Origin of the sequence: Rahnella sp. BIGb0603 (genome assembly GCF_024808755.1) — a bacterium.
GTDB classification, from domain to species: Bacteria; Pseudomonadota; Gammaproteobacteria; order Enterobacterales; family Enterobacteriaceae; genus Rahnella; species Rahnella contaminans.
This window is the reverse complement of the sequence record NZ_JANUEX010000004.1, coordinates 556,766-582,717: the sequence shown is the minus strand read 5'-3', so window position 1 is coordinate 582,717 and position 25,952 is coordinate 556,766. Positions and strand designations below refer to the sequence as shown.

The 25,952-nt window shown below is 53.6% G+C and carries 25 protein-coding genes; 21 read left to right on the top strand and 4 right to left on the bottom strand.

Features of this window, described 5'->3' with window-relative positions:
* Positions 1-112 precede the first annotated feature (112 nt).
* The gene (gene queG / locus M2403_RS13985; RefSeq protein ID WP_208950949.1) at positions 113-1,267 is read right to left on the bottom strand and encodes a tRNA epoxyqueuosine(34) reductase QueG; all 1,155 of its coding nucleotides are present in this window, start codon (positions 1,265-1,267) and stop codon (positions 113-115) included.
* On the opposite strand from queG, the gene nnr reads away from it, so the two are divergent.
* The 15 genes from nnr to M2403_RS13910 all read left to right on the top strand — a co-directional run bounded on the left by nnr (position 1,266) and on the right by M2403_RS13910 (position 19,631).
* Positions 1,266-2,792, top strand: a complete 1,527-nt coding sequence (gene nnr / locus M2403_RS13980; protein WP_208950948.1) for a bifunctional ADP-dependent NAD(P)H-hydrate dehydratase/NAD(P)H-hydrate epimerase — start codon at positions 1,266-1,268, stop codon at positions 2,790-2,792. The two genes, queG and nnr, sit on opposite strands and share 2 nt — an antisense overlap.
* On the top strand, positions 2,789-3,268 hold the full coding sequence (gene tsaE / locus M2403_RS13975; protein ID WP_217153827.1) for a tRNA (adenosine(37)-N6)-threonylcarbamoyltransferase complex ATPase subunit type 1 TsaE: 480 nt from the start codon (positions 2,789-2,791) through the stop codon (positions 3,266-3,268). The genes nnr and tsaE overlap by 4 nt, the downstream gene beginning before the upstream one ends.
* 7 nt (positions 3,269-3,275) lie before the next feature.
* On the top strand, positions 3,276-5,063 hold the full coding sequence (gene amiB, locus M2403_RS13970; protein WP_259229594.1) for an N-acetylmuramoyl-L-alanine amidase AmiB: 1,788 nt from the start codon (positions 3,276-3,278) through the stop codon (positions 5,061-5,063).
* A gap of 34 nt (positions 5,064-5,097) precedes the next feature.
* A complete protein-coding gene (mutL, locus tag M2403_RS13965) occupies positions 5,098-7,002 on the top strand; it encodes a DNA mismatch repair endonuclease MutL (RefSeq protein WP_259229593.1) in 1,905 nt (634 codons plus the stop codon).
* Positions 6,995-7,936: a tRNA (adenosine(37)-N6)-dimethylallyltransferase MiaA gene (miaA, locus tag M2403_RS13960; RefSeq protein WP_165058827.1), complete on the top strand. Its 942-nt coding sequence runs from the start codon at positions 6,995-6,997 to the stop codon at positions 7,934-7,936. Before mutL ends, miaA begins: the two co-directional genes overlap by 8 nt.
* Positions 7,937-8,050: 114 nt before the next feature.
* Entirely contained in the window at positions 8,051-8,359 is a 309-nt protein-coding gene (gene hfq / locus M2403_RS13955) for an RNA chaperone Hfq (protein ID WP_013573763.1), read from the top strand.
* A 98-nt stretch (positions 8,360-8,457) separates the two neighbouring features.
* Positions 8,458-9,762 carry a ribosome rescue GTPase HflX gene (gene hflX / locus M2403_RS13950; protein ID WP_259229592.1) on the top strand — a complete coding sequence of 435 codons (1,305 nt, stop codon included), beginning with the start codon at positions 8,458-8,460 and terminating at the stop codon, positions 9,760-9,762.
* A 33-nt stretch (positions 9,763-9,795) separates the two neighbouring features.
* A complete protein-coding gene (gene hflK / locus M2403_RS13945; protein WP_152325327.1) occupies positions 9,796-11,088 on the top strand; it encodes an FtsH protease activity modulator HflK in 1,293 nt (430 codons plus the stop codon).
* 2 nt (positions 11,089-11,090) lie between these two features.
* Positions 11,091-12,095: a protease modulator HflC gene (hflC, locus tag M2403_RS13940; RefSeq protein WP_152325326.1), complete on the top strand. Its 1,005-nt coding sequence runs from the start codon at positions 11,091-11,093 to the stop codon at positions 12,093-12,095.
* Positions 12,096-12,189: 94 nt separating this feature from the next.
* Positions 12,190-12,390 (top strand): DUF2065 domain-containing protein, encoded by a 201-nt coding sequence (locus M2403_RS13935; RefSeq protein WP_101078281.1) that lies wholly within the window; start codon positions 12,190-12,192, stop codon positions 12,388-12,390.
* Positions 12,391-12,534: 144 nt separating this feature from the next.
* A complete protein-coding gene (locus M2403_RS13930) occupies positions 12,535-13,833 on the top strand; it encodes an adenylosuccinate synthase (RefSeq protein WP_152325325.1) in 1,299 nt (432 codons plus the stop codon).
* Between the two features lie 228 nt (positions 13,834-14,061).
* Positions 14,062-14,487 (top strand): nitric oxide-sensing transcriptional repressor NsrR, encoded by a 426-nt coding sequence (nsrR, locus tag M2403_RS13925; RefSeq protein WP_165058831.1) that lies wholly within the window; start codon positions 14,062-14,064, stop codon positions 14,485-14,487.
* A 41-nt stretch (positions 14,488-14,528) separates the two neighbouring features.
* Complete coding sequence (gene rnr / locus M2403_RS13920) at positions 14,529-17,027, top strand: ribonuclease R (protein WP_259229585.1); 2,499 nt, start codon at positions 14,529-14,531, stop codon at positions 17,025-17,027.
* A 92-nt stretch (positions 17,028-17,119) separates the two neighbouring features.
* Complete coding sequence (gene rlmB, locus M2403_RS13915; protein ID WP_014411562.1) at positions 17,120-17,863, top strand: 23S rRNA (guanosine(2251)-2'-O)-methyltransferase RlmB; 744 nt, start codon at positions 17,120-17,122, stop codon at positions 17,861-17,863.
* A gap of 136 nt (positions 17,864-17,999) precedes the next feature.
* Complete coding sequence (locus M2403_RS13910; RefSeq protein WP_152325322.1) at positions 18,000-19,631, top strand: isovaleryl-CoA dehydrogenase; 1,632 nt, start codon at positions 18,000-18,002, stop codon at positions 19,629-19,631.
* Here the strand turns inward: M2403_RS13910 and bsmA are convergent, their stop codons facing one another.
* On the bottom strand, positions 19,632-19,943 hold the full coding sequence (bsmA, locus tag M2403_RS13905) for a biofilm peroxide resistance protein BsmA (RefSeq protein WP_152325321.1): 312 nt from the start codon (positions 19,941-19,943) through the stop codon (positions 19,632-19,634). It abuts the gene before it with no gap.
* A 95-nt stretch (positions 19,944-20,038) separates the two neighbouring features.
* Positions 20,039-21,988, bottom strand: a complete 1,950-nt coding sequence (locus M2403_RS13900; RefSeq protein ID WP_259229563.1) for a methyl-accepting chemotaxis protein — start codon at positions 21,986-21,988, stop codon at positions 20,039-20,041.
* Between the two features lie 281 nt (positions 21,989-22,269).
* On the opposite strand from M2403_RS13900, the gene yjfP reads away from it, so the two are divergent.
* The 6 genes from yjfP (at position 22,270) to M2403_RS13870 (ending at position 25,084) form a co-directional block, all read left to right on the top strand.
* A complete protein-coding gene (gene yjfP, locus M2403_RS13895) occupies positions 22,270-23,019 on the top strand; it encodes an esterase (protein ID WP_217153821.1) in 750 nt (249 codons plus the stop codon).
* A gap of 150 nt (positions 23,020-23,169) precedes the next feature.
* Positions 23,170-23,562 carry a 30S ribosomal protein S6 gene (gene rpsF / locus M2403_RS13890; protein ID WP_013573776.1) on the top strand — a complete coding sequence of 131 codons (393 nt, stop codon included), beginning with the start codon at positions 23,170-23,172 and terminating at the stop codon, positions 23,560-23,562.
* 5 nt (positions 23,563-23,567) lie between these two features.
* Positions 23,568-23,885, top strand: coding sequence for a primosomal replication protein N (priB, locus tag M2403_RS13885; RefSeq protein ID WP_152325318.1), 318 nt, complete (start codon positions 23,568-23,570; stop codon positions 23,883-23,885).
* Between the two features lie 4 nt (positions 23,886-23,889).
* A complete protein-coding gene (gene rpsR, locus M2403_RS13880) occupies positions 23,890-24,117 on the top strand; it encodes a 30S ribosomal protein S18 (protein WP_002210155.1) in 228 nt (75 codons plus the stop codon).
* A gap of 39 nt (positions 24,118-24,156) precedes the next feature.
* Positions 24,157-24,609, top strand: a complete 453-nt coding sequence (gene rplI, locus M2403_RS13875) for a 50S ribosomal protein L9 (RefSeq protein ID WP_013573778.1) — start codon at positions 24,157-24,159, stop codon at positions 24,607-24,609.
* Between the two features lie 103 nt (positions 24,610-24,712).
* On the top strand, positions 24,713-25,084 hold the full coding sequence (locus M2403_RS13870) for a DUF488 domain-containing protein (RefSeq protein WP_152325316.1): 372 nt from the start codon (positions 24,713-24,715) through the stop codon (positions 25,082-25,084).
* Here the strand turns inward: M2403_RS13870 and M2403_RS13865 are convergent.
* Complete coding sequence (locus M2403_RS13865; protein ID WP_152325315.1) at positions 25,081-25,788, bottom strand: OapA family protein; 708 nt, start codon at positions 25,786-25,788, stop codon at positions 25,081-25,083. The genes M2403_RS13870 and M2403_RS13865 overlap by 4 nt on opposite strands.
* Positions 25,789-25,952: the final 164 nt, after the last annotated feature.

Below are 25,952 nucleotides of genomic sequence, written 5' to 3'. Positions count from 1 at the left end.
TAACAAAACGTTATGACGATCACTTGCTCTTTTTTTTGCAATTGATTGGCAAAGCATTTTTATTTTTATGCACAGAAAATATAGCTTATCTGGTAATGTGATTTGGGATTTGTTATGCATCCCTTGGCAAGCCTTTTTCAACAGCACGAATCAGCCGTTTCTGCTGCGAAGTTTGCACTTCAATACGATGTTCATTTCTTCTTTCGGTTTGTTGCCGGATTGCCCATTCAATATGTTCATCCAGCAGCGGATTTTCACCTGCGCGTGAATTCAGCGCGTCCAGCACCTGTTCCGACCAGGGCGCATTGCCCAGCGCCACCGAAATATTCCGCAGCCAGCGCAAATGACCGATACGGCGGATAGGCGAGCCTTCGGTGATGCGCAGAAACTTCTCTTCCGTCCAGCCAAATAATGCGATCAGCTCCGGCGAATGCAACGCCGCACGCGGGCTGAAATCCTCTTCATCCGTCAGTTGTGAATAACGGTTCCACGGACAAATCAGCTGGCAATCGTCACAACCATAGATGCGGTTACCCATCATGGGCCGGAATTCTTCCGGTATCGCGCCTTCCAGTTCAATCGTCAGGTAAGAAATGCAGCGACGCGCATCCACGGTATAAGGCGCGATAATGGCGCCAGTCGGGCAGGTAGTGATGCAGGCCACGCATTTGCCGCACTTCTCTTCCTGTGGTTGATCAACCGGCAACGGCAGATCAATCAGCAGTTCGCCGAGAAAGAACCAGGAGCCGGATTCACGGTTGAGGATAAGTGAGTGTTTACCAACCCAGCCAAGACCGGCTTTGGCCGCCAGCGGGCGCTCCATCACCGGGGCGGAATCGACAAAAGGACGGAAAGTCACGGTCTGGTCAGCATGTTCAGTGCAATACGCCTGAATCATATCGCCGAGCTTTTTCAGCCGCTGGCGCAGCACTTTGTGATAATCACGGCCGAGCGCATACCGGCTGACATAGCCGAGCAGCGGATTATTCAGGGTTTTGGCGAAGGCGGCTTTGGCGGGCAAATAGTTCATGCGCACGCTGATTACCCGCAATGTGCCGGGCAAAAGCTCGTGAGGGCGTGCGCGCAACAGGCCATGGCGTGCCATCCATTCCATCTCGCCATGATATTGTTTATCAAGCCAGTCCTGGAGTTTGGGCTCTTCTGCGGATAAGTCTGTATCGCAGATGCCGACCTGCTGGAAGCCTAGCGATTGGCCCCATTGCTTGATATGTTGAGCCAGTTGAACGAGATCGAGAGGGAGTGTCATGACGAACCAACGTGAAAAACGAAACGAGGCGAGTTTACCACATTCCGTGTTTTCTGCTGACTGGCTGCGAAAAGCTGAGCGCCAGGCGGCGCAGGAAACAGGGATTTCTCTGTTTACCCTGATGCAGCGCGCGGCCAAAGCGGCTTTTTTGATGGCTCAGCGCCAATTTCCTGACGCGCGGCACTGGCTGATATTTTGCGGGCATGGCAATAACGGCGGTGATGGATATGAAGTTGCCCGTCTGGCTAAGCAGGCTGGAATTCGGGTGACGCTGCTGGCGGTCGACAGCCACAAGCCGCTGCCTGATGAAGCAGAATCAGCGCGTCTGGGCTGGGAGAAAGCGGGCGGAGAAAGCGGCGCTGCTGATACGCAATGGCCGCAGGATATTGATCTCATAATCGATGGTTTGCTGGGCACCGGCCTGACGTCTGCACCGCGCGCGCCTTACGACGGGCTCATCGAAAACATTAACGCGACGCCGGTTCCGGTTCTTTCTTTAGATATTCCCTCGGGTCTGGATGCCCAAACCGGGCAGGCCGCCGGACAGGCGGTTCACGCCACGCACACGCTCAGCTTTATTGCCCTGAAACCCGGCTTATTGACCGGTCAGGCGCGAGATTACGTCGGGAAATTGCATTGCGATCCGCTCGGGCTGCAAAGCTGGCTGGGCGGACATCTTCCGCACCTGCAACGGCTGGACGCAACGCAGCTGGCGCAATGGTTGCATCCGCGTCGCCCCTGTTCGCACAAAGGCGATCATGGACGTTTGCTGGTGGTTGGCGGCGACACAGGTTTTGCCGGTGCCATCCGCATGGCGTCTGAAGCCGCGCTGCGTAGCGGTGCAGGTCTGGTGCGAGTACTTACTCACATTGAAAACGCCGGGCCATTGCTGACGGCAAGACCTGAACTGATGGTGCAGGAACTCACGGCGAAATCACTGGAAGAAGGCCTGAAATGGGCAGACGTTCTGGTCATCGGTCCGGGGCTTGGACAACGCGACTGGGGCAGGCAGGCGGTAGAGCAGGCTGAAAAATCGGATAAACCGGCGTTATGGGACGCCGATGCGCTTAACCTGCTGGCAATCAATCCCGGGAAACGGCAAAATCGCGTACTGACACCGCATCCCGGCGAAGCAGCTCGTTTACTCGGGTGCAGTGTGGAGGAGATTGAGAGTGATCGCTTACTTTCTGCCAGAAAACTTACTGAACGCTACGGCGGCGTGGTCGTCCTGAAAGGCGCAGGCACGCTGATCGCCAGTGAACGCGGCGGGCTCGCCGTTGCCGACGTCGGTAATGCCGGAATGGCATCGGGCGGCATGGGCGACGTACTTTCTGGTATTATCGGCGGATTACTGGCTCAAAAACTCGATGTATATGATGCGGCCTGCGCGGGCACAGTAGTTCATGGCGCAGCTGCGGACGAAATCGCCCACCGGCAGGGAACGCGCGGTATGCTGGCGACTGATCTTTTAGCGGTGATTCCCCCGTTAGTTAATCCAGACCTGAAGAAACAGATATCTGAATGAATCAACTTAATATCTCTTTACCCGACGAAGCAGCGACGCTGCAATTAGGTGCTTCACTGGCGAAAGCCTGCGAAGGCTCTGCGGTTATCCATCTTTATGGTGATCTGGGCGCCGGTAAAACGACCTTTAGCCGGGGTTTTCTTCAGGCATTAGGGCATCAGGGCAACGTGAAAAGCCCGACCTATACGCTGGTTGAGCCTTATCAGCTGAGCAATATCGCTGTTTATCATTTTGATTTATATCGCCTTGCCGATCCGGAGGAACTGGAATTTATGGGGATCCGTGATTATTTCGCGCAGGATTCCATTTGTCTGGTGGAATGGCCGCAGAAAGGCGCAGGTATTTTACCCGAGCCGGATATTGAACTGACGCTGGACTATTCATCGCAGGAGCAGCCTCTGGCGCGCACGGCGAAACTGGTCGCAGTGTCGCAAGCCGGTGTTACGTTATTGCATCGTGTTCAACAGCAAGGATGACCGCGCGATGAACTTACGCTTCACCTCTCTTTTCCATTCAGCGGCAATACTTTTGTCGACGCTGCTGCTTTTTGTTGTTTTGATTCCGTCCGCCGCACTGGCGGCTGGTATGAAAAACATCAATGTTTCCAATGGCGCAATGCAGTCGACGGTGACGATTACCTTTGACGGCTCGCCGGATTATTCTTTTTTTCCGCTGCATAACCCCGAACGCGTTGTCATGGATATCCGTCAGGATGGCGTGATGAAAGGGTTGCCGCTGACATTTAACGGCCAGAATCTGGTGACCCGCGTGCGTGCGAGTACGCCGCCGAATGCGCAAAGTCAGCGTCTGGTTTTTGAACTGAATCAGAAAGTCAGAACCAACGCGACGAAACAAAAAGACGGCAGCCAGTACACCGTTGTGCTGACCATGAATGCATCGGCCGCACCGCGCCGCAATGCGCCGGTTTCCACGGTCACCAATACGCCGTCGCCGAATGCTACCGTCACGCCAGACGCCTCGCAAAAATCGAATCCATTTACCAATGATCAGACGAAAGTTATCGCTACCACCGTCGCGCCGGACAACTCACGTTCTTCCACTGTTTCCACCAGCGACAGTAAAATTATTGTCGCGATCGACGCCGGTCACGGCGGGCAGGATCCGGGCGCTATTGGCGGCGGCGGCCTGAAAGAAAAAAATGTCACTATCGCTATTGCCCGCAAGCTTCAGACATTGCTCAGCGCCGACCCGATGTTCAAACCGGTGCTGACCCGCGACGGCGACTATTTCATTTCCGTTATGGGGCGTTCTGACGTGGCGCGTAAGAAAAACGCCAACGTCCTGGTCTCCATTCACGCCGATGCGGCGCCAAGCCGCAGTGCGCGCGGGGCGTCGGTGTGGGTTCTGTCTAACCGTCGCGCGAACAGCGAAATGGGTAACTGGCTGGAACAACACGAGAAACAATCAGAATTACTCGGCGGTGCAGGCGATGTACTGGCGAATACCGCGTCTGACCCTTATCTGAGCCAGGCGGTTCTGGATTTACAGTTCGGCCATTCCCAGCGCGTGGGTTATGACGTGGCGACCCGCGTTTTACGGGAACTTCGCTCGGTCGGCTCGCTACACAAAGCCAAACCGGAACACGCCAGTTTAGGCGTACTCCGTTCTCCGGATATCCCGTCTCTGCTGGTAGAAACCGGCTTTATCAGTAACTCAACCGAGGAGCGGCTGCTGGGCAGCAGCGCGTACCAGGATAAAATTGCACGAGCCATTCACATTGGCCTGCGTAATTATTTCCAGTCGCATCCGATACAAAACGGCCCAAAGGTCGAAAACCGTCCGCTGCTGGCATCAGCATCGGCGGCAAGTGATAGCGCAGCGGGAAGCGATACATCAGCCAGTTCTTCCGTCAGTCAGCCCGGCCCGATTGAAGCCACTGCGGCTTCCGGCGGGGCAACGCAAATCCACAAAGTCACCCGTGGTGAGACGCTGACCGGCATTGCCAGTAGCTACGGAACGACCAACGCGGCGCTGCGTGACCTGAATAAATTGAAAAAAGATGGCGTCTGGGTCGGCCAGAGATTGAAAGTGCCAGCTGGCACCCGCACTTCTACAGCATCGTCATCGCGCGCTTCTGCTACGACGACCAAAGCAACGAAGAAACCGGCAAAACATACGGTGAAACGCGGCGACACGCTTTCTGCGATAGCGAGCAAATACGGTGTCAGCATGAATGACATCAAAACGGCGAATCACATGAAGTCTGGTGAGGTGCAGCTCGGCCAAACCTTAACGATTCCACAGTCATAACGGCGGTTTATAGCCGCCAGCCACAGGAGCCGATATGCCGATCAAGGTATTGCCGCCGCAGCTTGCTAATCAGATAGCGGCCGGTGAAGTTGTCGAAAGACCGGCTTCCGTGGTGAAAGAACTGGTGGAAAACAGTCTGGATGCTGGTGCGACGCGCATTGATATTGATATCGATCGTGGCGGCGCCAAACTCATCCGTATTCGTGATAACGGCTGCGGGATTGGTAAAGACGATCTGGCTCTTGCGCTGGCGCGTCACGCCACCAGCAAAATCACCTGCCTCGACGATCTGGAGGCCATTCTCAGCCTCGGTTTTCGCGGCGAAGCGCTGGCCAGTATCAGCTCGGTATCACGCCTGATCCTGACTTCACGCACCGCAGAACAACAGGAAGCCTGGCAGGCGTACGCCGAAGGCCGCGACATGGCGGTAACCGTCAAACCGGCCGCGCATCCGCAGGGTTCTACCGTTGAAGTGCTGGATCTGTTTTACAACACGCCAGCCCGGCGCAAATTTATGCGCACCGAAAAGACCGAATTTACCCATATCGATGAAGTCGTCCGTCGCATTGCGCTGGCGCGCTTTGACGTTTCCGTCAATCTCAGCCACAACGGCAAACTGATCCGGCAGTACCGCGCCGTGAAAGATCCGTCGCAGTCTTCCCGCCGCCTGGCCAGTATTTGCAGCCCGACGTTCGTTGAACATGCGCTGGAAGTTGAATGGAGCCACGGCGATCTGGCGATCCGCGGCTGGGTTGCTGACCCCGCGGGTTCGCGCAGCCTGACTGACATGCAATATTGCTACGTGAATAACCGTATGATGAAAGATCGTCTGATTAATCATGCGATCCGCCAGGCGTATCAGGATCAGTTAAAAGACGATCAGCAGCCTGCGTATGTGTTGTACCTGGATGTCGATCCGCATCAGGTGGATGTGAATGTGCATCCGGCCAAGCATGAAGTGCGTTTCCATCAGTCGCGGCTGGTGCATGATTTCATCTATCAGGCTGTCATGTCTGTTTTACAACAGGCAGGCAATCCGTTGCTTGAAGAACCGCAGTTGCAGGCAGAAGCACCGCGCTGGCAGCCGGAAAACCGGCAGGCGGCAGGGGGAAATCATTTCTCACAGCCCGCAGATAAAAAGCCGGCTCAGACCCAACGGGAAAATGTTTTTCCTGAAACTGCCCGAAGCAGCGCGCCGCGCGAACCGACATTCCGGAGTTCTGAACCGGCATACAACCGCAATGAAGCAAAGCCCTATCAGCAGCTTTTGCAGCCTGCCGCCGGGGATTTCTCTTTGCAGGAACCGGTTCCGGTCGTGGCACAACCCGCTAAGCCTGCGCCATCCGCCGCTCGTACACTGGCTGAACCGGCACTTGAAGCGCACAGCCAGAGTTTCGGGCGCGTACTGACGGTCTGTTCGGCGGAATATGCGTTGCTGGAACGCGGAAAGCAGCTGGTGCTTTTATCGTTGCCGGTGGCCGATCGTTGGCTGAAGTGGGCACAACTGACACCGCCGGAAGAAGGGCTTCGCCCGCAGCCTTTGCTGATCCCGCTAAAGCTGACGTTGAGTAAAGAAGAAATCGCCGCGCTGGCGAGATATCAGACGCTATTACAGCATTTTGGTTTAGAAATGCTCAGCGAGTCACAGCGTGTGACGGTTCGCGCGGTACCTTTACCATTACGCCAACAAAATTTACAAAAGTTGATACCTGATCTGTTAGGTTACCTTGCTGTTCAGCAGGAGGTGACTTCTGATGCGGTAGCTATGTGGTTTGCCCGCCACTGTGGCTGCGAACACGAGGTCTGGTCAGTTTCACAAGCCATACAATTACTCACGGACGTTGAGCGGCTTTGCCCACATTTGGTTAAAGCGCCTCCCTCCGGACTTCTGCAACCTCTTGATTTACAGTCCGCGCTGGCGGCTTTTAAGCATGACTGATTCTGAAAAACACACCGCTCCCCCGGCGATCTTTATTATGGGGCCGACCGCATCCGGTAAAACCGCACTGGCGATGTCGCTGATGAAACATCTGCCCGTTGAGTTAATCAGTGTGGATTCCGCACTGATCTACCGTGGCATGGATATCGGCACCGCGAAACCGACGGCGGAAGAACTGGCGCAAGCACCACATCGTCTGATTGATATTCTCGACCCGACCCGCGCATATTCTGCGGCTGACTTTCGTGCGGATGCTTTACGCGAAATGGCAGAAATAACCTCGCGCAATAAGATCCCGTTATTGGTGGGTGGGACTATGCTTTATTTCAAGGCATTGCTCGAAGGACTTTCACCGTTGCCGCCCGCCGATCCGGCTGTGCGCGAACGCATTGAAAAACAGGCCGCAGAGCTGGGTTGGGAAGCACTTCATAGCCAGCTGAGCGAAATTGATTCCGTCGCGGCTATGCGAATTCATCCGAATGATCCGCAGAGACTGTCCAGAGCACTGGAAGTTTTTTATATTTCGGGTAAAACTTTAACGGAACTGACTAAAATTTCGGGTGAAACGTTACCCTATCGCGTTCATCAGTTTGCGATTGCCCCGACCCGCCGTGAAACATTACATGCGCGGATCGAGGAACGTTTTAGTCAGATGTTGTCCAATGGTTTTGAAGACGAAGTCAGAACGCTGATAGCTCGGGGCGATTTGCATACCGATTTGCCTTCTATTCGCTGTGTAGGCTATCGCCAGATGTGGTCATATTTGTCTGGTGAATTCGATTACGATGAAATGGTTTATCGTGGTGTTTGCGCGACACGACAACTGGCCAAACGTCAGATGACCTGGTTGCGGGGTTGGGAGGGTGTCGAATGGCTCGATTCTGAGAAGCCAGAAGAGGCCTTAAACCGTGTAATTCAGGTTGTTAGTGCATAGGTTGGGTGATTGTGTACAATTGATGAGTACTCAGCGCGCAAATTTTTTATGTGATTTATTTTCGAGCCGATAGGCTCAAAGTTACAAACAACAAACTAATAAGGAAAAGATAGAATGGCTAAGGGGCAATCTTTGCAAGATCCGTTCCTGAACGCATTGCGTCGTGAACGTGTTCCGGTTTCTATTTACTTGGTGAATGGTATTAAGCTGCAAGGCCAGATTGAGTCTTTTGACCAGTTTGTCATTCTGTTAAAAAATACGGTAAGCCAGATGGTGTATAAACACGCTATCTCCACCGTAGTGCCTTCCCGCCCGGTGTCACACCATAGCAATAATCCAGGTTCGGGCAGCACCAACAATTATCACCAAGGTAGTACTCCGTCTGCGCAACAGCCGCAGCAGGAAAACGATGACGCTGAATAAAGCGCAACGTTGGTCAACCACGAAGGGGTTCATAAGTATTCCGATTATGCTTATGCACCCCCGGCTGGCGAATTTTTCCCAAATGAGAGGTCGCAAGCTTGTTTGACCGTTATGAAGCCGGTGAGCAGGCCGTACTGGTTCATATCTATTTCTCGCAAGACAAAGACACGGAAGACCTGAGCGAATTTGAATCGCTGGTTTCTTCTGCAGGTGTAGAGGCGTTGCAAGTCGTCACCGGGAGCCGCAAGGCACCGCACCCTAAATACTTTGTCGGTGAAGGAAAGGCCCAAGAAATCGCAGATGCCGTCAAAGCAACGGGCGCTTCTGTCATCCTGTTCGATCACGCTTTGTCCCCCGGCCAGGAACGAAACCTGGAAGCCTTATGCGAATGTCGCGTTGTCGACCGCACCGGTTTGATTTTAGATATTTTTGCCCAGCGGGCACGAACTCACGAAGGTAAGTTACAAGTAGAACTGGCGCAATTACGCCACATTGCTACCCGACTGGTTCGCGGCTGGACACACCTTGAGCGTCAGGGCGGCGGCATTGGTGCACGTGGCCCGGGTGAAACCCAGCTCGAAACGGACCGCCGTTTACTGCGGGACCGGATTACTTTAATTCTCAGCCGTCTTGAAAAAGTGGCTAAGCAGCGTGAACAGGGTCGCCGTTCGCGCGTTCGTGCGGATATTCCGACGGTGTCTTTGGTGGGGTATACCAACGCCGGAAAATCTACACTCTTTAACCGTATCACTCAGGCCGATGTTTACGTGGCCAATCAGTTGTTTGCTACGCTGGATCCTACGCTGCGCCGCATTATGGTGGCAGATGTCGGGGAAACAGTGTTGGCAGATACCGTAGGGTTTATTCGTCACCTGCCCCATGATTTAGTTGCCGCCTTTAAGGCAACGTTGCAGGAAACCCGACAGGCATCTCTGTTATTACATGTGATTGATGCAGCGGACATCCGTGTTCAGGAAAATATTGACGCGGTTAATACGGTGCTGGCAGAGATTGAAGCAGATGAAATTCCTGCGCTGTTAGTGATGAACAAAATAGATATGTTGGATGATTTTGCCCCGCGTATCGACCGCAACGAGGAGAATTTGCCGGTCAGGGTCTGGCTCTCAGCCGTGACAGGTGAAGGTATTCCGTTGCTCTTTCAGGCGTTAACGGAGCGGTTATCTGGCGAAATTGCGCAGCATGAATTGTGCCTGCCGCCGGAAGCTGGCCGCCTTCGTAGCCGTTTTTACCAGCTTCAGGCCATTGAAAAAGAATGGATTGAAGAGGATGGCAGTATCGGTCTGATGGTGCGAATGCCCATTGTTGACTGGCGTCGCCTCTGCAAACAAGAGCAGGAACTGGAAAGCTATGTCCGCAACCAGAGCCTGTCTGATTTAGCCTGAAGAACACCAATCATAGAATAATGGAGCTATAACATGGCGTGGAATCAGCCCGGTAATAACGGACAGGACCGCGACCCCTGGGGCAGCAGCAATAATAGCGGCAACTCTGGTGGAAATTCTGGTGGAAATAATGACAACAAAGGCGGCCGCAATCAGGGGCCTCCTGACCTGGACGATATCTTTCGTAAACTCAGCAAGAAGCTGGGTGGATTCGGTGGAAAAGGTTCAGGCAACAACAATAACAACAATGGCGCGCCAACCGGTTCTGGTCACGGGATGAGTGGTACCCGGATTGCGGGCATCGCGGTTGCCGCGGTGGTTGTGATTTGGGCGGCGACGGGCTTCTATACCATTAAAGAAGCTGAGCGTGGTGTGGTCACCCGTTTTGGTAAGTTCAGCCATCTGGTTGAGCCGGGCCTGAACTGGAAACCGACCTTCATCGATCAGGTTCGCGCAGTGAACGTCGAGTCGGTACGTGAACTGGCCGCGTCTGGTGTGATGCTGACTTCTGACGAGAACGTGGTTCGCGTCGAAATGAACGTGCAGTATCGCGTGACAAACCCTGAAGCTTACCTTTTCAGCGTTGCCAACCCTGACGACAGCCTGAGCCAGGCAACGGACAGCGCATTGCGTGGCGTTATCGGCAAATACACGATGGATAAAATCCTGACTGAAGGCCGTACCACGGTGCGTAGCGACACTCAGCGTGTACTGGAAGAAACCATTCGTCCGTACAAAATGGGTATTACTATTCAGGACGTCAACTTCCAGACCGCGCGTCCGCCGGAAGAAGTGAAAGCTTCCTTCGATAACGCGATTGCCGCCCGTGAAAGAGAGCAGCAGTCTATTCGTGAAGCAGAAGCTTACGCGAACCAGATCCAGCCTCTGGCAAACGGTGAAGCACAGCGCTTGCTGGAAGACGCGAAAGCGTATAAAGACCGTACCGTTTTGGAAGCACAGGGTGAAGTCGCCCGTTTCTCCAAACTGTTACCAGAATATAAAGCCGCACCGGAAATTACCCGTGAGCGTCTTTATATCGAAACCATGGAAAAAGTCCTCAGTCACACCCGTAAAGTTCTGGTGAGTGACAAAGGAAATAACCTGATGGTATTGCCACTGGATCAGATGCTGCGCGGAAATAACGCGGCAGCGAACGACACCAGCAAAAATGATGACGCAGGTTTGTTACCTTCTGTGCCGGGCTTGACCAGCAGTAATGGCAAAAGCAGTGCCGATAACAGCAGTTCCCGTTCGTCTGGCAGTGTCATGGACCAGCGCCGTGCTAATGCACAGCGTGACGATACACTTCGCGTAGGGAGAGAATAACAATGCGTAAGTCATTTTTACTTATCGTCGTTGTGGTGCTGGTGGCGCTTTATGCTTCACTGTTTGTGGTTCAGGAAGGTCAGCGCGGTATCGTGCTGCGTTTCGGCAAAGTCCTGCGCGACAGCGATAACAAGCCTCTGGTGTATGCGCCGGGTCTGCATTTCAAGGTTCCGTTTGTGGAATCTATCAAAATGCTCGACGCGCGTATCCAGACCATGGACAACCAGGCTGACCGTTTCGTGACCAGCGAGAAGAAAGACCTGATCGTCGATTCCTATCTGAAATGGCGTATCAGCGATTTCAGCCGTTACTATCTGGCAACGGGCGGCGGCGACGTCTCTCAGGCCGAAGTTCTGCTGAAACGTAAATTTAGTGACCGTTTGCGCTCTGAAATTGGTCGTCTGGATGTGAAAGACATCGTGACCGATTCCCGCGGTCGTCTGACGCTGGATGTGCGTGACGCGCTGAACACCGGTAGTGCAGGTGATGAGCCGGAAGCGACAACCGAAGCTGATGATGCGATCGCGTCTGCGGCGAAACGTGTTGAGCAGGAAACCAAAGGCAAACAGCCTGCGGTGAACCCGAACAGCATGGCGGCGCTGGGTATTGAAGTGGTTGACGTTCGTCTGAAACAAATCAACTTGCCGGAAGAAGTGTCCAGCGCGATTTTCGACCGTATGCGCGCAGAGCGTAATGCGGTGGCATTGCGCCATATTTCTCAGGGTAAAGAAGAGGCGACTAAGATTCAGGCAGCGGCGGATTACGAAAGAACCCGTACAGTGGCTGAAGCAGAACGTACTGCCCGTATCACCCGCGGTGAAGGCGATGCTGAAGCGGCGAAACTGTTTGCTGATGCATTCAGCCAGGATCCGGACTTCTACGCATTCATCCGTAGCCTGCGTGCTTATGAGGCCAGCTTCAAGAGCGGGAACGATGTCATGGTGTTAAGCCCTGACAGCGACTTCTTCCGCTTCATGAAGTCACCTGACCAGCTAAGAAACAAATAATTGCTGATGCAATTTCCAAAAGGCCCTTCGCGGGCCTTTTGTCATTTCTGAAACTCCTTTTCCTGTTGAAGGGAATCACTGAGACACATTCACCATGAATTCGACAATCTGGCTGGCGCTGGCCTTAGTTTTGGTTCTGGAAGGCCTGGGACCGATGCTTTATCCAAAATCGTGGAGAAAAATGATCCTCACTCTGGCGAATCTTCCGGACTCCGTTTTACGTCGTTTTGGCGGGGGTCTTGTGGTCGCAGGCTTCGTAATTTACTACATGTTGCGTGGTCGTCTGGGTGGTTGAGGTTTTGTTACGTTCAGCGTGTCACGTCCTGTTGAGACCGGTAGCACGCAATTAAAATTTTTCCCGCAAACGTGTGCTAAAAGTACTGGAAAGCACAGAATGAGATGTTAGAATCCTTTTTTAAGCAACCTGGTGATTCTTGAGATGGGTAAGAACGTCGTCGTACTCGGCACACAATGGGGTGATGAAGGGAAAGGCAAGGTCGTAGACCTGCTTACTGAACGGGCTAAATATGTTGTGCGCTATCAGGGCGGTCACAACGCCGGTCACACTCTGGTTATCAACGGTGAAAAAACCGTTCTTCATTTAATTCCGTCTGGCATTCTGCGTGAGAACGTGATCAGCATCATCGGCAACGGTGTTGTTCTGGCACCTGACGCTTTAATGAAAGAAATGGGCGAACTTGAAGCTCGTGGCATCCCTGTACGCGAACGTCTGTTACTGTCTGAAGCTTGCCCGCTGATCCTGCCTTACCATGTCGCACTGGACATGGCGCGCGAAAAAGCGCGTGGCGATAAAGCTATCGGCACGACCGGTCGCGGCATCGGCCCGGCTTATGAAGATAAAGTTGCCCGTCGCGGTCTGCGCGTTGGCGATCTCTTCAACAAAGAAACTTTCGCTATCAAGCTGAAAGAAATCATCGATTATCATAACTTCCAGCTGGTTAACTACTACAAAGTAGAAGCCGTTGATTTCCAGAAAACGTTGGATGATGTCATGGCTATCGCCGACATCCTGACGGCTATGGTTGTTGACGTGTCTGAGCTGCTGGATGGCGCGCGTAAGCGTGGCGATCTGATCATGTTCGAAGGCGCACAAGGTACGCTTCTGGACATCGACCACGGGACTTATCCGTACGTAACTTCTTCCAACACCACCGCTGGAGGCGTTGCTACCGGTTCAGGCATTGGTCCGCGTTATGTTGATTATGTTCTGGGTATCGTCAAAGCCTACTCCACCCGCGTGGGGGCAGGCCCGTTCCCGACTGAATTGTTCGACGAAACCGGCGAATTCCTGCGTAAGCAAGGTAACGAATTTGGTGCGACCACCGGTCGTAGCCGTCGTTGCGGCTGGCTGGATATCGTTGCCGTACGTCGTTCTGTGCAGATCAACTCCCTGTCTGGTTTCTGTCTGACCAAACTGGACGTGCTGGATGGACTGAAAGAAGTGAAGCTGTGTGTCGGTTACCGCATGCCTGATGGCCGCGAAATGACCACCACCCCGCTGGCTGCAGAAGGCTGGGAAGGCATCGAGCCAATCTACGAAATCATGCCAGGCTGGACCGAAACCACCTTCGGCGTGAAAGAAGTCGAAAATCTGCCGCAGGCAGCGCTGAACTACATCAAGCGTATCGAAGAGCTGACTGAAGTTCCGGTTGATATCATTTCGACTGGTCCGGATCGTAGCGAAACCATGATCCTGCGCGACCCGTTTGACGCATAACAGCCTGAGCTGATTGTGTAAAAACGTCATAACCGGGCAAATTTGCCCGGTTTATTTTTTTCTGACCTTCCACGCTTGTTTACTTCCCGCGAAGCATCCACTATCTAAATGATTAGCTGCAAAGTTCGCGGCTGGTTTATCATCAAAGTGTCATAATAAACAATCATCTTCACCCTGTTGTCATTGCTGACGTGGAAAGACCGGGTAAACAACTACCCAGAGGTATGTGTGCAGTTAACGAGTTTTACTGATTATGGTCTGAGAGCGTTGATTTATATGGCATCCCTGCCAGGCGATCAGATGACCAACATTTCGCAGGTCACCGAAGTTTATGGTGTATCGCGCAACCACATGGTGAAAATCATTAATCAGTTGAGCCGTGCGGGCCTGGTCACCGCTGTCCGTGGAAAAAACGGGGGCATTAAACTGGGGAAACCCGCGGAAACAATCCGCATTGGCGATGTGGTTCGCGAACTCGAGCCGCTTTCACTGGTTAACTGTGACAGTGATTTTTGCCATATCACGCCCGCTTGCCGGCTAAAACAAGTCCTGCACACTGCTGTAGAACATTTTCTTGATGAGCTGAATCAGTACACTCTGGCCGATATGGTCAAAGATAACTCAACGCTCTACAAATTATTGCTTGTTGAATGAAAGACTTTCAACAAACTGCTGATGACAACGGAGGAACCGCTATGTCACAAGATCCATTCCTGGAACGAGAAGCAGAAAAATACGAATCACCTATTCCCAGCCGTGAATTTATTCTGGAACATCTCGCGAAACGTGAAACCCCGGCCAGCCGGGAAGAGATCGGTAATGAACTGAATCTGTCCGGAGAAGAAGCGCTCGAAGCGCTGCGTCGTCGTCTGCGCGCGATGGAGCGTGACGGACAGCTGGTCTTCACCCGCCGCCAGTGCTATGCGCTGCCGGAGCGTCTGGACCTGCTGAAAGGGACGGTTATCGGCCATCGCGATGGTTACGGTTTCCTGCGTCTCGAAGGTGTGAAGAAAGACGATGTCTATCTTTCTGCTGAACAAATGAAAATGTGTATCCACGGCGACGTGGTACTGGCACAACCGGTCGGTACTGACCGTAAAGGCCGCCGTGAAGCTCGCATCGTGCGTGTTCTGGTGCCAAAAACCAGCCAGATCGTGGGCCGTTACTTTACTGACGCCGGTGCCGGTTTTGTGGTGCCTGACGACAGTCGTCTGAGTTTTGACATCCTGATCCCGGCCGACGCCATTAACGGCGCGCGCATGGGTTATATGGTGGTGGTCGAGCTGACACAACGTCCGACGCGCCGCACTAAAGCGGTCGGTAAAATCGTTGAAGTCCTCGGCGATAAAATGGGCACCAGCATGGCGGTGGATATCGCGCTGCGTACTCACGAGATCCCGCACGTCTGGCCACCACAGGTTCTGAAACAGGTCGAAGACCTGAGTGAGCAGGTGCCGGAAGAGGCCAAAAAAGGGCGGGTGGATTTACGGAGCCTGCCGCTGGTCACCATTGATGGTGAAGATGCGCGCGACTTCGATGATGCCGTGTATTGCGAGAAAAAACGCGGTGGCGGCTGGCGCCTGTGGGTGGCTATCGCTGACGTGAGTTATTACGTCCGTCACGGCACGGCGCTGGACGACGAAGCACGCAGCCGCGCCACTTCAGTCTACTTCCCGTCGCAGGTTGTCCCGATGCTGCCGGAAGTGCTGTCCAACGGCCTGTGTTCCCTGAACCCTCAGGTAGACCGACTGTGTATGGTCTGTGAGATGACGATCTCCTCGCAGGGCAAGCTGACCAGCTCTAAATTCTACGAAGCGGTGATGAGCTCCCATGCACGTCTGACGTACAACAAAGTCTGGCGCATCATTGAAGGCGATCCTGAGCTGCGTGAGCAGTACAGCCCGCTGGTTAAGCATCTGCTTGAACTGCATACCATGTACAAAGTGCTGGATCAGGCACGTGCGGAACGTGGTGGTATCGCATTCGAAACTGAAGAAGCCAAATTCATTTTTAACGCCGAGCGCCGCATCGAACGTGTCGAACCGACCGTGCGTAACGACGCACACAAGCTGATTGAAGAGTGCATGATCCTGGCGAATATCGCTGCCGCACGTTTTGTTGAAAAACATAACGAACCTGCGCTGTTCCGCGTACATGACCGTCCAAGCGATGATCATATTTCCGCGCTGCGAAGCGTGCTGGGTGAACTGGGTCTGGTCATGGGCGGCGGTCTGAAGCCTGAGCCGAAAGATTATGCGCAGATCATGGATGAACTGGCGGATCGTCCTGACCGCGAAATGTTGCAGACTATGCTGCTGCGTTCGATGAAACAGGCGATTTATGACCCGGAAAACCGTGGTCACTTTGGTCTGGCGTTGCAGTCCTACGGGCACTTCACGTCACCAATCCGTCGTTATCCGGATCTGGCCCTGCACCGTGCAATCAAATACCTGCTGGCGAAAGAGCACGGCACGCTGAAAGAGCGCTGGACGCCAACCGGCGGATGGCACAGCGATTACGAAGATATGTTGCAGCTCGGCGAGCATTGTTCGATGGCAGAACGCCGTGCGGATGAAGCGACGCGTAACGTGGCTGACTGGCTGAAATGTGACTTCATGCAGGATCACGTCGGCGAAGTCTTCACCGGCATTATCGCCAGCGTGACCGGTTTCGGTTTCTTCGTGCGCCTTAACGATTTGTTCATCGACGGTCTGGTGCATGTGTCCTCGCTCGACAACGATTATTACCGTTACGACAACATCGGTCAGCGTCTGGTCGGCGAATCTTCCGGCGCAGTTTACCGCCTGGGCGATACTGTTGAAATCCGTGTTGAAGCCGTACATATGGACGAGCGTAAAATCGATTTCGCACTGGTTTCCAGCACCCGTAAAGCGCGTGGTGAAGGCAAAACCGCACGTGACCGCGCCAAAAAAGGCGGTGAGCGTTCCATGCGTTCCACTGCGCCTGCCAATGCGGGGCGTCGTCGTACCGGTAAGAAAAACGTGAACTTTGAGCCGGACAGCGCCTTCCGTAAAGATGACGCGAAACCGGCCAAACCGAAGAAAGAGAAAACGGTCGGCGCAGTCGGTAAAGACGGCAAGCCGAAGAAAGCCAAAAAGCCTTCTGATAAAACGGCAAAAATTGCGGCGGCCACCAAAGCCAAGCGCGCGAAGAAAAAGTCGACTGACAGCTAATCCTTTCCGGCGATTCTTCTATGGTAGAATCGCCTGTAACCTTATTAAATTGCGGACAGCTTGCTGTCCGCAAGTCTATTTTAAAGAGCATCATGAGCGAAATTATCTACGGTATCCATTCCGTTAAAGCCTTACTCGACAACGATCCGCAACGCTTTCTGGAAGTTTTTATTCTGAAAGGCCGCGACGATAAACGCCTGAAACCGCTGATCGACGAACTGGAAGCCAGCGGGATCGTGATCCAGGTGGCGAGCCGCCAGTGGCTGGATGAAAAATCCGAAGGCGCAGTGCATCAGGGCATTATCGCGCGCGTGCGCGAAGGCCGTCAGTATCAGGAAAATGACTTGCCGGCATTGCTGGAAAGCCTCGATTGCCCGTTCCTGTTGGTGCTGGACGGCGTCACTGACCCGCATAACCTCGGTGCTTGCCTGCGTACCGCGGATGCGGCCGGTGTTCACGCGGTGATCGTGCCTCGTGACCGTTCTGCCAAACTGAATGCGACCGCCAAAAAAGTTGCCAGCGGCGCGGCTGAAAACGTGCCGCTGATCAACGTGACCAATCTGGCGCGCACGTTGCGTGTATTGCAGGAACACAATGTCTGGATCGTCGGCACTGCCGGTGAAGCCGATCATGACCTGTTCCAGAGCAAAATGACCGGCCCGATGGCGCTGGTGATGGGCGCAGAGGGCGAGGGTATGCGCCGTCTGACCCGCGAACATTGCGACGAACTGATCAGCATCCCGATGGCGGGCAGCGTGTCTTCGCTGAACGTTTCAGTTGCAACCGGTGTTTGTCTGTTCGAAGCGGTACGTCAGCGTGGCCTGAAGAAAAGCTGATTACTGCTTTCTTTGTTGCTGATGAAACGGGAGCCTCAGGGCTCCCGTTTGCATTTCTGCCTTTGTGATCTGCCCGCCTGTTAATTCCCCGATTTTTACCATACTTACGCCATGTCCTTTGAACAGGGAGCAGGCGATGAACTGGGAAACACACCGGGTTTTTAATCAGCCCAAACCACTGAGTAACAGCAATTTATTCCTTTCCGACACTCCGCTTCGCGAGGCGGTTTCCCGTCAGCAGGCTGGCTGGGATGCTGATGTACTGGCGTCGCTCGGGCAACAGTTAGGTTCTGCCGAATCGCTGGAGCTCGGAAGGCTGGCGAATACTCATCCGCCAGAACTTTTACGTTATGATCCTTGCGGTGAACGCCTCGACGATGTGCGTTTTCATCCGGCCTGGCACTTGCTGATGCAGGGGCTGATTGCCAACCGCGTGCATAATTTGCCGTGGCAGGAGGATGCACGCATCGGCTCGGCGGTCGCCCGTGCAGCGCGCTTTATTCTTCACGGCCAGGTTGAAGCGGGAACGTTATGCCCGGTGACCATGACCTTTGGGGCGATCCCTTTACTGCAAAAAACGCTGCCAGCGGAATTCAGCGGCTGGCTTAAACCCCTGTTATCCGATCGCTATGATCCGCATCTGCAATCCGGCGACCAGAAGAAAGGCGTGCTGATCGGCATGGGCATGACGGAAAAGCAGGGCGGATCCGATGTGCTCAGTAACACCACACGGGCGACAGCGCTGGAAGGGCGTGGCAGCGGAAAGCCTTATCATCTGGTCGGTCATAAATGGTTTTTCTCCGTACCGCAAAGTGATGCGCATCTGGTACTGGCGCAGACTGACGGCGGGCTGTCCTGCTTCTTCCTGCCCCGAATTCTGCCCGATGGAACCCGCAATGCGGTCCGCATTGAGCGCCTGAAAGACAAACTGGGCAACCGGTCGAACGCCAGCAGCGAAGTGGAGTTTCAGAATGCCACCGGCTGGCTGCTGGGCGAAGAGGGCGAAGGCATCCGACATATCCTGAAAATGGGCGGCCATACGCGCTTTGACTGCGCGCTGGGCAGCCACGCCATGATGCGCCGGGCGTTGTCGGTTGCGCTGTATCACGCCTTCCAGCGGCAGGTTTTTGGAAAGCCTCTCATCGAACAACCGCTGATGCGCCAGACGCTGAGCCGCATGGCGCTGATGCTGGAAGGTCAGACGATGGTGCTGATGCGACTGGCGGCGGCGTCCGGCGCACAGGATACTCCTGCGGAAATCTTACTGTGCCGGTTGCTGACACCCGCCGCTAAGTTTGAAGTATGCCGTCAGGGGATGCCTTTTGTTGCTGAGGCGATGGAAGCGCTGGGCGGTCTGGGTTATTGCGAAGACAGCGAGTTACCGCGTTTGTACCGTGAAATGCCGGTCAACAGCATCTGGGAAGGGTCGGGGAATGTGATGTGCCTGGATGTTCTGCGCACGCTCAAAAAACTACCCGCCAGCGGAGAAATGCTGCAACAGGTCTTGTATCAGGTGCGCGGCCAAAACCGCATATTTGACCGGGCATCCCGCCAGTTTTTACAGCGCCTGCGCTCATCGGAAGAAGCGCATGGCCGCTGGCTGACAAGTCAGTTGTTTAACCTGATGACAGCAACTCAGATGCTGGAATTTGCTTCGCCACCGGTGGCAGACGCCTGGTGCAGAATGGTGCTCGATCCGCGCGGTGAAACGCTGTTGCCGGAACGTTTGTGCCAGCTATTGCTCAACCGCGCGATCGGCGCTGAATAATCAGCGGTAGAGTGTGGCCTGCGAATACCAGCGGCCGGGAATAATGGTTTCGCTGTTAAACATGATGACGTAATAATGCGCCCCCGCCGCATCGGCGCGGCGCTGAACTTCTGCTTCTGCATCCATCGGGCTGCCAATCACATCGACGGTGATGCTGCCAATTTTGGTGAGAGTGGAGGTCTGCGCACGGGTAATTTCCTGCGCTTTAGCTGTTATGGCAGGCGGCGCAACCGGCGTGGTTTGCATCAGATTACTGCAACCGCTCAGCGCAACCAGTAACAGCAGCGCAGCGGAGATTCGGAGGGATTTCATTGTGATATCCGGTAAAAGGGCGATGCCTGAAGTGTAGCCCTTTCACCGGTCTGCTGGCGAGTCTGCGCGGCGTTTATTGCCGCGCATTTCACGTCTTACCGTTCGGAAATTTTAAAGACGCTCACCAGTTGTGAGAGATGACGCCCTTGTTCGCTGAGCGCCGCCGCGGTTTGCTGTGAATTTTCCACCAGCGTGGCATTTTCCTGCGTCGCTTTACCAATCTGCATGATGGCAATGTTCACCTGCGAAATGCCGGAAGACTGCTCGTGCGAAGCCACATCGATATCGCTCATCAGCACTTTCACCTGGCGGATCCCTTGCAAGATATTGCTCATATTCGCCTGTGTTTTTGCCGCGCTCTGATGGCCATCTTCCACTTTACTCAGGGAATCGGCCACCAGCATTTCGATTTCTTTCACCGCATTCGAACTGCGCTGTGCCAGTGCCCGCACTTCCGAGGCGACAACGGCGAAACCACGACCATGCTCACCCGCTCTGGCGGCTTCTACAGCGGCGTTCAGCGCCAGAATATTGGTCTGGAAGGCGATGCCTTCAATCACCGTGGTGATATCCGCAATGCGCGTTGAGGCATGTCTGATGGCTTCCATGCTTTCGACGGACTGATTCACCGCATCCGCGCCGACCGTGGCGGCTTTATCGGTTTGTTGCACCAGTTGTGTTGCCTGTGAGGCGTTGTCTGCGGTGTTCTGCACGGTGGCGGTAATTTGCTCCATGCTGGCGGACGTTTCTTCCAGACTGCTGGCCTGCGTGCCGATCTGCTGATTAATCTGCTGGCTGTCGTGCGCCAGCCCCTGCGTGTTGAGCATGATTTCAGACGAAACCTGCCGTACCTCGCCGACAATCTTCTCCAGACCATGACCGATGCCGTCGATGGCGTGCATCAGCGCGCCGATTTCGTCCACACGCTGCGTTTGTGCCCGGGCGCGCAGATCGCCGCTGGCATATTGCTGGGCGATATGGACCACGTCACTGAGCGGGCGGCTGACCAGTTTGCGCGTCAGCCAGATGAAAAATGCGGCAAAGCACGCCAGCGCCAGCAGGCTTATCAGCAGGAAGTGATTACGGGTGCTGTTCACCTGCTCCATCAGGCTGTCTTTATCCGTGCTGCCGACCACGACCCAGTGCCATGCCGGAACACTGGCATACACCATGAATTGCTGGTGCTGGCTGGCAGTGTCTGTGTACTCGCGCTGGCCTTTTGGCTGCGCCATCACCTGTTGCAGTTCGCCTTCAGGCCAGGCCGGTGTTTTGCCTTCATCAGTGGAATGCACCAGATATTTACCGAGATCTTTACCGGGCGCGCTATTGAGCACAAAGAAATACCCATGGTCACCAATGCGTTTGGAAAGAATTTTTTCCCGCATGTTTGCATATTCTTTGGTGATATCTACCCCGACAAACAGGATGCCAATCACGCTGCCTTGCGCGTCGCGAACCGGCTGATATTTGGTGATGTATTTTTTGCCGAATAGCGTCGCCAGACCGCTAAAAGGTTGTCCTGCCATAATTTGTGCGTAAGCGGGGCTGGTATTGTCGAGCAAAGTGCCGATGGCGCGGTTGCCGTCCTGCTTTTTCAGCGAAGTGGTCACGCGGATAAAATCATCGCCACGGCGGGCGAAAACCGTAGAGATCGCGCCGGTGCGTGCCAGAAAATCATCGGGGATACGCGTATCAAGATTCAGGGGATTGCCGCCTGCTTTAATGACAGGGGCAGACTCACTGCCGATCATCACCGGGCTGGCGGTATCCAGCTCGAAATTCTCTGGCAGAAAATGGCTGAACAGGCGCGTGTAGCTGTCCACTTCGGCATTCAGGCTGGCGTTATACATGTCAATCATGTCAACGACGCCGGTCACCTGTTCTGAAATGGCGTTAACGGCCAGTGCATTAACCTGTCTGCCCGCAGAGTGTGTCAGTGACAAAGTGAAAATAATAAACAGGGTGCCGACCAGCAGCGAAGCGATACTGGCCAGTTTTGCGCCTATGCTCCAGCGGCGAAATGAGCGTTTTGATGCCGTTTTCATGGTGTTTTTCCGTTTGCTTCTGATAGCGCACTAACGGCGGCAAACGGGAAAGGATTAACGTTCAAATGTAACCGGTTATTTCATAAAAAATTGATCTGAATCAATGAAATCATTCTCGATGTGTGAATTTTCATTTTATGAAAAGAGCTGATTTTACTTTCACTTCAGTAAATGGTTATAAATCATACGAAAAAGGTTGTGGTCGGCTGGCCGCAGGCCGGTAAAATGAAAACCAGACCGAAGCCAAATTCATTTGCCAGAAAGCGTAAAGGGAGTATCCGATGGTTGAGATGTATGAAGAAAATATTGACGGGATCCAGGTTGTTCACGCCGTTCCTGCCGGGCAATATCAGCAGCAGCTCCCGACGATATTTTTCTATCACGGTTTTACCTCTTCGAAAGAAATTTACTCCTATTTTGGTTACACGCTGGCGAAGGCCGGTTTTCGCGTTATTTTACCCGACGCCCGCCTGCATGGAGCACGCGCGGACGGGGATGAAGCCCGGCTGCTGGCGAATTTTTGGGGCATTTTACAGGGCAACGTCGAAGAGTTACCGGTCCTGAAAGATCACTTCGTCGGCAAAGGTCTGGCTGATTCTGAAAGATTGGGCGTCGGCGGCGTGTCGATGGGCGGAATGACGACGATGGCCGCGCTGGTAAAATTCCCGTGGGTAAAAGTGGCGGCTAATTTGATGGGTTCCGGTTATTTTTCAAAATTATCGCACCATCTTTTTCCGGCTTACGACACGCAAGACACCGCGCAACGCGACGCGTTTGAACGTGAATTTGCACCGTTACTCAGCCTTGATTTCAGCGGGAAAGCGGCTTTAATTGCCGGTAAGCCGTTGTTTGTCTGGCATGGTGAACAGGATGATGTCGTCCCGTTCGGCGAAAGTCAGCGCCTGCGGCAGGAACTCGCAGAGAATAGCGCGGATGCAAACCTGACGTTTATTTCAGAAGCGGATGCGAAGCATAAAGTGTCGGTGAATGCGCTGGCGAAAAGTACGGCATTCTTCGCCGCAAAGCTGTAGAGAAATTAATCTGCCTTTATCCTTGAGTTTCCCACAGGCTGTACATATAATTGCGCGTCATTTTTTCGACCGCACACAAACACGTTCCTTGCTTCCATGGGCCGCGGTTGACCCTGACAGGAGGCTGAATAATCCGTAAGGAGCAATTCGATGCGTCATTACGAAATCGTTTTTATGGTTCACCCTGACCAAAGCGAACAGGTTCCGGGCATGATCGAGCGTTACAGTGCAGTAATCACTAACGCTGCTGGTCAGATTCACCGTCTGGAAGACTGGGGCCGCCGTCAACTGGCTTACCCGATCAACAAACTGCACAAAGCTCACTACGTTCTGCTGAACGTTGAAGCTCCGCAGGAAGCGATCGATGAGCTGGAAACTAACTTCCGCTTCAACGACGCCGTTATCCGTAGCATGGTTATGCGTACTAAACACGCGGTAACTGAAGCATCTCCAATGGTTAAAGCAAAAGACGAGCGTCGTGATCGCCGTGAAGACTTTGCTGAAGCTAACGATGATGCTGAAGCTGGGGATTCTGAAGAGTAATTGCCGTGACGGCGAATCGTCTGGTGTTGTCAGGCACTGTGTGCAAGACCCCCATTCGTAAAGTCAGTCCTTCGGGCATTCCTCACTGCCAGTTTGTGCTTGAGCACCGCTCGCAGCAGCAGGAAGCCGGATTTAGCCGACAAGCATGGTGCAGAATGCCCATCGTTGTCAGCGGACAAGCGTCACAAGCATTAACTCACAGCATAACGGTCGGCACGCAACTCACTGTTTCCGGATTCATTAGTTGCCATCAAGGGCGCAATGGACTGAATAAAGTGGTGTTACATGCCGAGCAGATTGATTTGATAGATTCTGGAGACTAGCCTAATGGCACGTTATTTCCGTCGTCGCAAGTTCTGCCGTTTCACCGCGGAAGGCGTTGTAGAGATTGATTACAAAGACATCGCTACGCTGAAAAACTACATTACCGAAAGCGGTAAAATTGTCCCGAGCCGTATTACCGGTACTCGTGCAAAATACCAGCGTCAGCTCGCTCGTTGCATCAAGCGCGCACGCTACCTTTCTCTGTTGCCATACACTGATCGTCATCAGTAATCGGCAACTGTCAATTAACGACTCTGAGAGGATAAGGTAATGCAAGTTATTCTGCTTGATAAAGTAGCAAACCTGGGCAGCCTGGGTGATCAAGTTAACGTTAAAGCGGGCTACGCTCGTAACTTCCTGGTACCACAGGGCAAAGCTGTTCCTGCTACCAAGAAAAACGTTGAGTTCTTCGAAGCACGTCGTGCAGAACTGGAAGCCAAACTGGCTGACGTTCTGAACGCTGCTGAAGCTCGCGCAACTAAAATCAACGAACTGGGTTCAGTAACCATCGCGTCTAAATCAGGCGACGAAGGCAAACTGTTCGGCTCTATCGGTACTCGCGATATCGCTGATGCAGTAACTGCTGCTGGTGTTGAAGTTGCTAAAAGCGAAGTTCGTTTGCCGAATGGCGTTCTGCGTACCACTGGTGAACACGAAGTTGAGTTCCAGGTACACAGCGACGTATTCGCTAAACTGAACGTAGTTGTGGTTGCTGAAGCGTAATACGCTGCAGTTAACCTGTAAAACGCCGGCCTTGTGCCGGCGTTTTGCTTTTCTGCGTCCGGCAAAATACGCTAGTCTGAAAAGGCATTCATGGAGCAATTCGATGGCAGACATTACTCTTCAGCGCGTTTACGATTTCCACGGTCCGGCACAACAACATTGCTATCTGACGGATCGATTATGGCCGCGTGGTATCAGCAAAGAAAGATTGCAGGGCGTCGTCTGGCTCAAAGAGGTAGCACCGAAAACTGAGCTACGTCAGTGGTTTCATCATCACACCGATCAGTGGGATGCGTTCACCGCACGTTATCGTCAGCAGCTAGAAGTCAGTGAGCACTGGAAGGGATTACTGGAGATAGTGCAGCAAGGCCATTCGCTGACCCTGCTGTTTGGCAGCAAAGACGTACACCATAATCAGGCCGTCGTGCTGCGCGAGTTTCTACTGGAAAAACTGCATAAAAAGCTCAATGCTTAACCGCCACGCTGGAAACTGCCGTCCGGCTGGCGCGTAAACGTCACCGTCACATTCTGATCCGTCGTCACCTGTAATGCGGTTACCACGCCCTGCGCATCACGCTGAATCTTCACCTGCTGACCCGTTTTGAGCGTGCTCAGCGGCTTGTCAGCACCTTCAACCCGCGCCATCGCGAACACATCATTCACGGCCATATTATTATCGCGGAACAGCTGAGCCAGCGTCTGCCCTGACTGAACCTGATAATTGCGCCAGGTGCCGGTGCTGTCGTTCACCTGCGGCTGTACCGGGTCCGGTTCAGCCATTTGCGTGGTCCGGCCCTGATCGTTACGCAAATCGGCCTGCATCGGAATGCTGGTCGGCTGCTGCGGTTGTGAAGGCGCGTAGGTATTTTCCGGCGTATAAGGCCAGAGCAGTGCCAGAAGGATCACCAGTACACTGATAATCATGCCACGGCGGTGCGCATAAGGCAGGGGCGACATCCAGTGGAAATCGTCGCTCATATGCCAGATTTTGCTGAGCAGCGTTTTGCTTTTCGTCACCGCAGAAGAAGCGCGACCGGTTTGCCCGACGTTTTCTTCCTCTTCGTTTTCAGTTTGCGCTGTCGTGTCTTGCATCGGCCTTTTCATAATGGCAATCCAGGATCTCAACATGGGTTGATAAATACGGACGGCTTTCCTTCTCCTGGGCGGGATTCTGCCCATGACAACCTCTCTTTTTCACTGTCACAATTTCGACTGCCTGTTGCTGCCTAGTATAGCCGTTTAACTGCTTGATGCGGAAAGGGGCAAAGCATAAATATCACTCAAACGATGTGTTAAATAGCGGCAAATACGAAAAATTTATCGAAAAGTGGAAGGAACTGCGT